The organism is uncultured Roseibium sp. (genome assembly GCF_947494555.1).
Lineage (GTDB): Bacteria > Pseudomonadota > Alphaproteobacteria > Rhizobiales > Stappiaceae > Roseibium.
Genome location: NZ_CANLVF010000001.1, coordinates 765,447 through 777,692, shown reverse-complemented (window position 1 = coordinate 777,692; position 12,246 = coordinate 765,447). Strand labels below are relative to the sequence as shown.

Annotated in this window: 6 protein-coding genes; 4 read left to right on the top strand and 2 right to left on the bottom strand. The window is 55.5% G+C overall.

Annotated elements, in window-relative coordinates; all coding sequences use genetic code 11:
- The first annotated feature begins 15 nt into the window (after nucleotides 1-15).
- On the top strand, nucleotides 16-828 hold the full coding sequence (locus Q0915_RS03440) for a glutathione S-transferase family protein (RefSeq protein ID WP_299473295.1): 813 nt from the start codon (nucleotides 16-18) through the stop codon (nucleotides 826-828).
- Nucleotides 829-870: 42 nt separating this feature from the next.
- Here the strand turns inward: Q0915_RS03440 and Q0915_RS03435 are convergent, their stop codons facing one another.
- Nucleotides 871-1,350 (bottom strand): RNA polymerase sigma factor, encoded by a 480-nt coding sequence (locus tag Q0915_RS03435; protein WP_299473292.1) that lies wholly within the window; start codon nucleotides 1,348-1,350, stop codon nucleotides 871-873.
- Nucleotides 1,351-1,852: 502 nt separating this feature from the next.
- Between Q0915_RS03435 and Q0915_RS03430 the strand changes: the two genes are divergently transcribed.
- The 3 genes from Q0915_RS03430 to Q0915_RS03420 all read left to right on the top strand — a co-directional run bounded on the left by Q0915_RS03430 (nucleotide 1,853) and on the right by Q0915_RS03420 (nucleotide 10,812).
- Complete coding sequence (locus tag Q0915_RS03430; protein WP_299473289.1) at nucleotides 1,853-2,161, top strand: hypothetical protein; 309 nt, start codon at nucleotides 1,853-1,855, stop codon at nucleotides 2,159-2,161.
- 722 nt (nucleotides 2,162-2,883) lie between these two features.
- The gene (locus Q0915_RS03425) at nucleotides 2,884-9,348 is read left to right on the top strand and encodes a choice-of-anchor I family protein (protein ID WP_299544168.1); all 6,465 of its coding nucleotides are present in this window, start codon (nucleotides 2,884-2,886) and stop codon (nucleotides 9,346-9,348) included.
- A 207-nt stretch (nucleotides 9,349-9,555) separates the two neighbouring features.
- Nucleotides 9,556-10,812, top strand: a complete 1,257-nt coding sequence (locus tag Q0915_RS03420) for a hypothetical protein (protein ID WP_299473284.1) — start codon at nucleotides 9,556-9,558, stop codon at nucleotides 10,810-10,812.
- A gap of 24 nt (nucleotides 10,813-10,836) precedes the next feature.
- Here Q0915_RS03420 and Q0915_RS03415 read toward each other — a convergent pair whose 3' ends face one another.
- Entirely contained in the window at nucleotides 10,837-12,243 is a 1,407-nt protein-coding gene (locus Q0915_RS03415; protein ID WP_299473281.1) for a 3'-5' exonuclease, read from the bottom strand.
- Between the last annotated feature and the right edge of the window lie 3 nt (nucleotides 12,244-12,246).

Sequence of the window (12,246 nt, the reverse complement as noted above, 5' to 3'; positions counted from 1 at the left end):
AGGAGAAAGGACACCATGCCTGAGATTGAACCGGGAGACCGAAGTCTTAAAGATCTTCAGGGCCTGCACCTGTGGCACGCGCCGATGTCGAGCTGCTCACAGAGGGTGCGCATCGTGCTTGCCGAAACCGGCAAGGATTACACCAGCCATCTGATCGATCTGGCAAAGGACGAGCACGCGACGCCCGAATACCAGGCAATCCATCCGAATGGCCTGGTCCCGGCGTTTGTCGACAATGGACGCCTTTTCATAGAGAGCGTCGACATCATTCAGCAGATTGCAGATCCCGGCTCGGAGCTTTCCGCCTCCGGATCCACTGAGCTTCTGGCGATGGCCGACGATGCTCAGGCAGATCTGAAACTGGCGACATTCGAGTTTCTGTTTCGCGGTGTTGAAAGAAGCGACAAAGAAAGTTTTGACACCTTTCAGCAGCAGCACAGGAACGAGTGGCTCAAACAGTTTCGCCGGGACTTCGCGTCGGGATTTGAAAAATCAAGAATAGACGCGGTGGTAACCCGCACGGACAAGGCTTTCAAACGGCTCGATGATCTGCTGACGGATGGGCGCAGGTTCTTGTCCGGAAATACATTTGGTTTGGCTGACATCGCCTGGATGCCGAATGTCCACCGGTTCAGTCTTATGGGTTGGCCGTTTGAACGAACACCTCATCTGAAAAACTGGTTTGAAAGAGTTTCTGAACGTCAAAGCTACAAGGAAGCGCTTCTTGACTGGCAGAACGAGGCGTTGACGGGTGCGTTTGCCGACTACACGTCGCAGCGCCGGTCCGAAGGTACCGATATCCGCACCTTCGGAAGTCTGGACGGCTGAACGCAGCCGCCCCACCTCGTTGTCTCGGACTTTCCGCTCCCGTCAGGCTGCCAAAGCCTGGCGCGCGCGTGAAAGCCGGCTCTTCACGGTTCCCACAGCGACACCCATCTGAGTGGCGATCTGGTCGTGGGACATGTCGGAAAACACGCAAAGCTCAAGAACGTCCCGTTCTTCAGGCCGCAGACCTTCAATTCCTTTGGCGACATCGCCAAGTTCGACGTGCTTTTCTTGAGCAGGTGCGAACTGAGCGTCCTGGTACCACTCCTCGATCGGAACGTGATGCCCCCTGCGCTCGACTTTGCGGAACTCATCCAGCTGGGCGTTGCGTACAATGGCGAAGAGCCAACTCCTCAGCTTTGTTCCAGAAACATACTGATGCTTGTTCCTTAGGGCGCGCTCGAGCGCGGTCTGCATCAAATCGTCAGCGGCTTCCGAGGAATTGGAAATGGATCTGGCAAAACGCCACAGATGCGGGATCTCGGATTGCAGGTCTTTTGCAAAGCGATCTTCATGACGGGTCATCTAGCTCTCCCTGGTGACTGTTTCGATGACCCGCATCTAATGATTATCATCAGCGTGTTTTAGATATTTCAAAGGAAGTTCATGACGAGTTGATAGTTCGCGATGAACGACACCGATCACGCGTCACTCTACGCAAATGTTACTTGTAGTGATCTTCAAAAATCCAACATCCCTAACATCAGGATTTGAAAGCAATATTTTTAGTTTTCTAAGACGGCGACACTCAACTCCGATGTCAATGGCGACTGCAAGATATAAAATAACAAAATAAAGTAAAATTTGAAGAGTGATAAATATCACAAAATATATTTTTCAAAAAAATCGCAATCTCAGTCAAAAATTGCGCTTGTTTTTTTGTTTATATTATAAAGCATAAACTTTTTTCTAAAAACTTCGGAACCATCCCCTCTTACAGACGTTCTTATGCTGTAATCGAGATGCAGAGACGAAATATCAGATCGGCATCTCTTCCATTTAGCAATACTCAACAAGGAGAATAATCATGCGTTCGAACAAGAAAGTCATCACTTCCGTAATCGCAGCTGTCTTTGTTTCCGGTGCGTTCGTCGGCACGGCCAATGCGATCGATTTCGGTGGTCTTTATGGCGACTCCAACGGTTCCGAGCCGGTGTTCTTCACCAGCAGCCAGCAGAACGTCAACACTAGCCAGCTTCGCTCTGCCAACCGTGGTGTGAAAACTGACGCCGGCGTCTTCGCCGACTATGCAGACCAGGCATATGGCGATCTGAACGGCAACACTCCGGTCTCTGTTCGCCGCCAGCAGGCTGACAACACGCGCGCACTTCGTTGAACCAACTAAGTCACAGCGGGCGCGCGCGGCATCTGCCGCGACTGCCGAATGGCCTCAAGGCCGCCAAAACGACCGCGTCTCACCTTTGAGAAACTGTCGATCAAAGAAAGGGCCACGCACATCGCGTGGCCTTTCTTTTTTCTGACCTCAGGCTCCGTCGCTCCAACGGCAGATATGCGCTGGTTAGAGATAGACGCAGTTCCAGCTGCTGTCCTTCGGCGCAAAAATCAGACTCACCCGGCCAAACACATCTTGAATCCAACCAATCTGTTCATCTCTTCGTTGCGTCTTCGAACAATGGGCTAGTTACGTTGACCAGTCATCCGGGATCGACCCGGCAGCCGCTTGGCTCGCACCAACGCCAATGGCCCGCTAACTCACGCGCAAGCCTCAGAGAATAAATACAAAAGTATTATTCCACCTAACAAATTTTTCTAATCTATTTTTTTATTCAATTAATCATTCATTATCTTGTTAAAATACGCTGATAACAGCATCAAACTATAGAAAATCGGCGTTTCTTGAGCATTTTAGATGCAAATTCAAAATAAATACATAATTTCGGGCATGCAAGCATCAGGATTACTTGAGAATCGCTCTCGGAAGGGTACTGCACCTTAATAAAAGAATGAGGGTCGATTATGGGTTTTCACTTCAGGTCCAAATTTTCACGTGACTTTTTCTCAAGGTCTCAAGAGATCAGCGAACGTCAGAACAAGGCGATGGAAGAGGCGCAACAAAGCCTGTCCGCAAATCTTGACGGCTATCACGCTGCCAAATTCGGGCTTGGTGGAAACCAGAATCCCTCCATTTTTGATGGCATCTTCGACGACTTCGGCTTTGGCAATGGTTTCAAGTTCGGCCGGTTTATTTTCGGAACGCAAGGCGACGACACCCTGAAGGGTGACAAAAAAGGCAATTTCATTTTCGGCCTCAACGGCGATGACGACATTTTTGGACGCCGCGGCAATGACAAGATTTTCGGCAACCGGGGCGATGACCGCATCAAGGGCGGCAAGGGCAATGATTTTGCCGACGGAGGGCAAGGTATCGATACGCTTGTGTTCTCCGGAAAGCTGAAACACTACGAAATCGATCTGGACACCGGCATCGTCAAAGACCTGCGCAAAGGCAACAAGGACGGCACGGACACGTTCGTGAATATCGAATTCCTGGAATTCAAGGACCAGACCATCAGTCTGATTGAACCAGAAGTATTCACGCTTGAGCTTCTGCATTTTGCCGATCAGGAGGCCAATGCGGCAACGATCGACAACATCGACAACCTGTCCGGCGTGCTGAACGCTCTTCGCGCCGAAGACATCGGCGACGATGGCGTTGACGACAACACCCTTACGCTCAGCTCCGGCGATGCAATCATTCCGGGCCTGTTCTTCGATGCTTCCGAAGCGGTCTTCGGTTCGCAAGGCATCGCGGACATCCAGATCCAGAATGAGCTGGGCGTTCAGGCCATCGCCCTTGGCAACCACGAATTCGACCTAGGCACCGGACTTCTCGCAGGCCTGATCAGCGGCGATGCGACCGGTGGCTTCACAGGCAGCGAATTTGTCGGCACGGATCTGGAAGGCGCAGACTTTGCGGGCGCTCTCTTCCCTTACCTGTCCACCAACCTGGACTTCTCCACCGATCCCAACCTTGCACCGCTTGAGACTGCCGGTGGTCAAGATACGGCCTCGCTCCAGAATGTGGTCACCTCTTCTTCCATCTCCGACGTCAACGGCGAGAAAATTGCCATTATCGGCGCGACGGTTCCGACGATCCGCTCCATCTCCAGCCCCGGTGATGACCTGGGCATTTCCCCGGCCTGGGCCAGCGGCTCGCCGACGGATGCGGAACTGGACGCGCTTGCAGCCATTATCCAGGCCGAGGTCGACCAGCTCCTGAGCGACAATCCGGATCTCAACAAGGTGATCCTGCTGAGCCACATGCAGCAGATCAGCATCGAGCAATCTCTTACCGCACGGCTGGAGAATATCGACATCATCGTTGCCGGCGGCTCCAACACCCGCCTTTTCGACGACAACGACCGTATCCGCGACGGCGATAGCGATCAGGGTGAATACCCGCAGTTCATCACCAATGCCGGCGGCACCACGACAGCGGTCGTGAACACCGATGGCAACTACAAGTATGTCGGCCGTTTGGTCATCGACTTCGACGCGGACGGCAACATCATTGCCGACAGCTACGACGAAGACGTCTCAGGAGCCTACGCCACCGACGACCAGGGCGTGGCTGACCTCAATGCCGAGGGGCTGATCGATCCGGAAATCGACGCGATCACCGACGCCATACAGGCACAGATCGTGGCAACCGAATCGAACGTGTTTGGCGTGTCGGACGTGTTCCTGAACGGCAACCGCTCGGGCACATTCACCCCGGACGACCCGGACGGCGTGCGCACCCAGGAGACCAATCTCGGCAACCTGACCGCGGACGCGAATCTCGCCTATGCCAACGAGATCATCGCTGCAGAAGGCCTCGGCGACGAAGTCGTCATCTCCATCAAGAACGGTGGCGGCATCCGCGCAAATATTGGCCAGATTGTCGTTCCGGCAGGCGGCACCGAAGCGGTGCGTGTTCCGAATGAGGAGATCGTCGACGGCGACGGCAATGTGGTCAAACCGGAAGGTGGTATAAGCCAGAACGATATCGCCACAACGCTCGCCTTCAACAACGGGCTGACACTGCTCGACATCAGCAAGGAAGAGATCAAGGCGTTCCTGGAAGGCGCTGTCAGCGCCCTGCCGGACGGCGTGTCCGGCGGCTTCCCGCAGATCTCCGGCCTGAAATTCTCATTCGACGAGACACAGACCGCGCAGACCTATGACCAGGACGGCAACATCGCGACCCCTGGCGAGCGTGTCATCAATGCAGGCATCTTCGATGAAGACGGCAACCTGATCTCTGCAATTGTCCGGGACGGCCAGATCGTCGGTGACTCGGCAGAAAGCTTCCGGATCGTGACGCTGAACTTCCTCGCCAATGCCGGTGACGAGATCCTGTCGACCCTGTCCAATCCGAACCGTGTGGATCTGATCGACCTTGATTCCGATGGTGTCGATGACGACGCCTTCACAGGAGACGCGACCTTTGCCGCTGACGGATCGGAACAGGATGCTCTGGCCGAATACCTGGATGACAATTTCAACCCGGAAAACGGCGGCACAGCCTATGACGAAGCCGACACGGGACCTGTTGACGACGAGCGCATCCAGAACCTTACATTCCGTGAAGACACAGTCTTCGAAGGGATCGTGTTCGACGACGATGACGAGCTGGAAGCCACCATTGTTGCGGATTTTGAAGGCGATAGCGGTGATCCGGATGACCCGGAAGGCGCTTCGGAGGTGGTCGCGCATGAAGATGGGCTGCTTTATGTCACCAATGGTGCCAATGACCGCATCGACATTTTCGACATCGCCGGCAACACATTGGCGAACACGATCCCGCTGGGTGGTCTTGACGGATACGACGGCGTTCAGTCCGTTGCGGTCAAGAACGGTCTTGTGGCAGCGGCCATCTCCCGCGCACCGGTGGAGGAAACGAACTTTGGTGTGACCAAGCTGGTCGAACAACCGGGTTTTGTGGCTGTGTTCGACGCGTCAACACTCGCGTTGATCACCACTGTTGACGTCGGCAACCTGCCCGACATGCTCACGTTCAACAATGACGGCACCATGCTGCTCGTTGCCGGCGAAGGCCAGTTCAACGAAGACAGCATTGATGACGGTGTTGCGGCCAACCCGCTGGGCACCGTCGCACTCATCGACGTAAGCGATTTCTCTGCTCACATACTCGATTTCACCCAGTTCAACGGGTTCGAGGATGCGGCACGGGCTGCGGGCATCCGCATCCAGGAAGGTGTCGACTTCGCCGACGACGTCGAGCCCGAATACATCGCAGTCAGCCCGGATGGAACGACTGCCTTCGTCTCCCTGCAGGAAAACAACGCGTTCGCCAAGATCGATCTTGCAACCAAAACGATCGTCGATGTCTTTGACCTTGGTGTAACGGATTACAGCCAAATCGCTCTTGATCCGCTGGACGACGGTAACATCAACATCCAGACCTTCGACAATCTTGTCGGCTTCCGCATGCCAGATGCCATCGCTACGGCAGAAATTGGCGGCCAGACCTATGTCCTGACCGCGAATGAAGGTGACAACCGTGACTTCGATGAGGACCGTGTTTTCGATCTGGCACAGGATGGCCTGATCGACCCGACCGTCCAGCAACAGCTGATCGACGCTGGTCAGTTGGACCTGTCCAACGAGGACTTTGGCCTCGGACGGCTTGAGGTCTCGACGCTGGATGGCGACACGGACGGTGACGGTGACATTGATGTGCTCCACACCTTCTCGTCGCGCTCTTTCTCGATCTTCGATGACGAAGGCAACCTGGTTTTCGACAGCGGCTCGGAGTTCGAAGAGAAAATTGCCGAGATTGCCCCTGAGCGTTTCAATTCCGACGACGGCGACGACAGTGAAAACCGATCGGACGCCAAGGGGCCGGAACCGGAAGCCATCATCACAGGCGTGGTTGATGGCAGCGTCTACGCCTTTATCGGGCTGGAGCGCGACAGCGGTATCATGATCTACAACATCGATGATCCGGCCAATGCCTCCTTCGTGGACTACATCCCGCCATTGCATGTCGACAATGCGGCGCCGAGCGACGTGGCACGTCATGGTCCTGAAACGATTGCGTTCATCCCGGCCGAGGAAAGCACGACGGGCAATGCGCAGATCGCTGTCGCCTACGAAATCTCCGGTACCACCATCGTCTATGACATCACGTCATCGGGTGAAACAGAGCAGCCCCTTGTCATCAATGAGGTCCTGGGCAGCACAACAGGTCCGGACAGCGAGTATATCGAGCTCTTCGGAACACCGGGTGAATCGCTTGCCGGTCTCAGCCTGATCGTTGTCGAGAGCGACGACCAGTCTTCCAACGGCACCATTGATCGCCAGTTCGACTTTGGTGACGATGCGGTGATCGGTGAAAACGGTTTTTACCTTGTCGCCAACGAACTCACGGAATCGACCTACAGCGTCACCGCCGATGACACCATTCCGGATAACTTCATCGAAAACAGCTCCTACACCATCGCTCTGGTCGAGACGGCGAGCATTACCGGATCAACCGTGACCGGTTTGGAAGTCGTCATCGACACTGTCGGCGTGACCGATGGCGAAGATGACAGCTTCTTCGCCTTCGACGCGCCGGTGATTGGACCGGACGGATCGTTCCTGCCGGCAGGTGTTGGCCGCATCACGGATGGTGTTGACACCGACACGGCTGCGGACTGGTCCATCCTGGACTTCAACAACAGCCCGGATGTGAATACACCAACGCCGGGTCACGACGACGGCAACGGCGGCGGTGGCAGCGATGAAGTTGCGATCTACGAGATCCAGGGGGCTGGCCACACGTCTGCCTTTGAAGGCCAGACAGTGCTTACCTCAGGCGTCGTGACGGCCGTCGACACAAACGGCTTCTATCTGCAGGATCCCGATGGTGACGATGACATTGCAACCTCTAACGGCATTTTCGTCTTCACCGGAAACGCCCCTGCAGTGTCGGTCGGCGATGCCGTCGATGTTGAAGCCTCTGTGTCTGAATTCACGCCCGGCGGCGTGAGTTCACGCAATCTCTCCATCACCCAACTTGTAAGCCCCGTGGTCACGGTCACGGGAACGGGTGCTGCAGTCGCGGCAACTGTCATCGGTCAGGGTGGCCGCCTACCGCCGAGCGAAGTCATAGACGACGACGCCTTCGGTACGATCGCCGGAAATGGCGGTTTTGATCCTGAAACCGACGGCATCGACTTCTTCGAGAGCCTCGAAGGGATGCTGGTAACGGCGCAGGACGTTGTGGCGGTTGCCGGAACAAACCGGTTCGGCGAAATCTTCGGTGTCGTGGATCAGGGAGCCGATGCAACCGGGATCAGCGATCGTGGAACGCTCAACATTTCCCCGGACGACTTCAATCCGGAGAAAGTGCAGATCGATTTCGACAGCGGTATCCTCGACTTCGACTTCCCGGATGTGAATGTCGGCGACCAGCTTGGCGATGTAACCGGCGTTGTGAGCTACAGCTTCGGTAACTTCGAGATCGCGCCGACAGTCGATTTCACCAGCCAGATCGTTTCCGCCGGCCTTGAGGAAGAGACGACAGAGGTGACCGGTGCTGAAGATCTCCTGACGATCGCCAGCTACAACGTGCTGAACCTCGACACCAACGACGCGGACGGTGACGCTGACGTCGCCAATGGCCGGTTCACAAAGATCGCGGAGCACATTGTCAACAACCTTGGAACCCCGGACATCATCGGGCTCCAGGAGGTCCAGGACAACAGCGGATCCACCGACGATGGTGTTGTCTCGGCGAGCGAAACCCTGCAGCTTCTCGTGGACGAGATCGACAGGGTCGACGATGGCCTCGTCAACGGCAGCCTGAACTTCGCGTTCGTCGACAACACCTTCATCACCGACAATGCATCCGGAGGACAGCCTGGCGGCAACATCCGCACGGCCTTCCTCTATAATGTGGATCGTGTCGACCTCGTCGAAGGATCTGTCGAAGCTGTTGGCGATCAGAGCGAGGGCAGCCCCTTCGAAGGTGCGAGGCTTCCTCTGGCAGCGACCTTCGATTTCAGCGGCGACCAGGTAACCATCGTCAACAACCACCTGTCCTCGAAAGGCGGTTCGGCGCCGATCCTCGGCGTCGAGCAACCGTTCGATCAGAGGCAGGAAGACGTCACCGTGAATGGCAGCCTGGACGAACGTCAGGCTCAGGCAGCGGCTGTCTCGCAATATGTCGACGATATCTACGCTGTTGGAGGAGACTTTGCGAACGTGGTTGTTCTGGGTGACATGAACGAATTCGAATTCATATCACCGCTTGAAACGCTCGCAGACAGCGGAGCCGGCCTTGTCAACCTGTCGAACACGGTTGACGAAGATGAAATCTACAGCTTCATCTTCCAGGGCAATTCACAGGCGCTCGACCACATCCTTGTGAGCGAACATCTGGCGGACAACGCCTCCTTCGACTTTGTCCACGTAAACTCCGAGTTCGCGGAGACCGATGAGCGGGCAAGCGATCACGATCCGCTGGTTGCTCAACTGGATCTGTCGGGTGCCGGCGACGCCGTAGTCTGATTGCTTGGCAATGGGCTGAGGCAGGCCAGCAAACGAAGCAGGGGGAGCGGATGTCCGCTCCCCTTTTTTATGCCGCCTTGCGTTCAGGACACAATCAAACCGCGCAAGCGATTACGTTGTTGCAACTGATTGACGCCTAGCGTCTTCTTCGGCCTAATGAATTTGGCCTGTTTGAATGTCTCCGTTGATTTGAAGGACACCTCTGCCATGGACGCGATCCCGTTTGACTATGCCCGATACGAGCCCAAGGGGGACAAGAAGAATTCGGAATTTTTCGGCGAGTATCTCCCAAGGATCTACGCCCGCAGGCAGGAAACGGGCGTCAACGATCTCGTCGGTGAGATGAAGGCCATTGTTATCCAGGTCGAACCCGGCGACGGTGTTGCAACCATGGCCGAATTGCACTGTATGACGCCCAATCGATATCACTCGAGCTATGTTTCCAAAACGCACAAGTTCCATGTATTGCACAACAAGCCGGAGTTTCCGGCACTCATTTTGATGGAACCGCTGTCTGACGGATTTGAGGACTATATCCGGCGTCTCAACGTTCTCTATCCCCTGTCCCGGCCCAAGCCGAATACACGTTATGTAGGGGAGATCTTCCAGTGTCCCGACACCTCCACGCTTCGCGACACATTGGAGGCTCAGAGCATTCGATTTGAATATGCGGGCGACACCGAGAATGAATTCTACACCTCAAACGGCGTTCTGTTTTCGAGCCCTTCCGACTTTACGGGCAACAGGATCGGGTACAGCGGGGCCGATTTCAACGATCCGGAAAGTCTGGCCCTGGGCGAACGTCTTGAGCTGACAGACAGCGAAGAAGCGCTGCTCAAGCAGGGAATTGCCTTTTCCGAGCAACACGGCCTCGATGAATTGATGCTCGGCTATGACCACATGGCAACGCGCATTCTAGCAGGGGAGCGCGAAGACGCCCTCTTGGAGTTCCAGACGATGGTGCCGTACTACTTCTGGGGTGCCTACAACATCTCGGACATGAACTCCTCGACGAACGTCAACAGGTGTCCGATCGTCAGTGATGACAAGAAGTCACCGGCAAAGGTCTTCACTGCGAACAACACGCCCTCTTTCGTCAATTCCTTCGAGAACCTGCCGATGCCGACGGAAAACTTCGTTCGCAACTATGGGCGCCGGATGCATCATATGGCTGTTGAGATTCTGGACGGTGACCATGCATCCGGTCAGAAAAATGTCGACTATGTGGTTGGAATCCTGGGCGATCAGGGCATCCCGTTCCTGGCGCATGTCGTCGGGGAGTGCAAAGATTCACCGGATCTGAAACAGATCTTTTCCAAGCATTCGCAGCACACGCTGCTGATCACTGAATACATCGAACGTTGTAAGGCCTTTGACGGCTTCTTCACCAAGTCCAATGTTGCAGCGCTGACCGAGGCGGCGGGCAAGGATGAGCGATACCAGCATGGCCATGTGTTCGACTAGGTAGCTTCTGCTCGCATCCGCCGGTCAGTTGAGATCCTTGAGCAACCTGCCATGCTTGCGGGTCTGTCTTATGACGTCGCCGAAGGTTGTGTAACCGCGGGAGGACAGGATCGGGAGCATCTTGCAAAGAGCTTCTGCCGTAGCCTGCGCGTCCCCCAACGCCGTGTGCCGTTGCTCCGGGTCAATCTTGATGTCGAGACGTTTGCACAGGGCATCAAGAGAATGCTCTTCCGTATCGCCGAACAAAACGGCTGACAGGAGGACCGTATCCAACATTGGATGATCCCATTCCAGCCCGCATATCCGGCCATGACGGTTCAGGAAAGCCATATCGAACGGCGCATTGTGAGCAACCATGACGCAATCGCGCGCAAACCCGTGAAACCGTGTAACGGCTGCCCCTGCATCCGGCGCCTCGGCAACCATCTCGTCCGTAATCTTATGTACCTTCGTTGAGGCAGGCGGTATGGGACGTCCTGGATTAACCAGCTGGTCGACCCGCTCACCCGCTAAGATCCTGCCCTTAACGACACGTACGGCGCCGATCTGGACAATCTCATCCTTGTTCGGCATCAATCCAGTCGTCTCGGTATCGAAAACAACGAAACTCAGATCTTCAAGCGGCCTGTCCTCAAGTGCATATTCCGCGTCCTGTTCGGTGAGATCGAAGTCGTAAATCAGCGGCCGTTCGGCGTCGGGCGCGATACGCGCCTTGGTGCCGTCTACGAGAATCATGTAGCCGGGCACCTGCTTCAGTTTCTTGACACGCAATTCAAAGCGCAGGTTTCCCTGGCTGCATTGCACTTTTGCCAGCACTTCGGATCTCGTCGCAGAAAGCTGCTCTTGCGCCGCACGAAGTTCAGCCTCGTTGAAATACTCAAACACAGACGCGCTCAGGCGGGGGACATGGACCTGGCCAAGAACGTCCGCGGCCTGACCGTCATAGAGCATGATCCTGTGATTGGGACTGACAAGGATGATGGCAACAGGGATCTCGGTCAGGAGCATTGCCAGATGCGCTTTTTCCGCCATAAGCCGGGCCGTTTCGGTGGCGACGACGTCATCCGTCTGTGTCGAAACCTGCGTGAGTTTCCCGGTCACAGCCTCAACGGCAGGGCCCAGGTCACCGAGGAAGCGTGCGTCATGCAGATCGACCAGCGCATCGACACCGGCATGGGCGCGTGTCCTTATGGTCGCAGCAAGGCGTTCGATCGGTTTAGCGACATTCTCGTCAAAGAGAAACCAGACCTGAGTGGTAACAGCAAGGATCGCAAATCCGGACAAGACCGCGGATATCAGAAACGCCGATCCTTCATTGCCGTCCTCCAGCCGGCTCATTGCAAAATAGTGTGAGACGGCCACCAGTCCTGCACAAAGTGCAGCTGACCCGAAGAACATCAAAAACGTGCGCAGACGCAGACTGAGCGACATCAA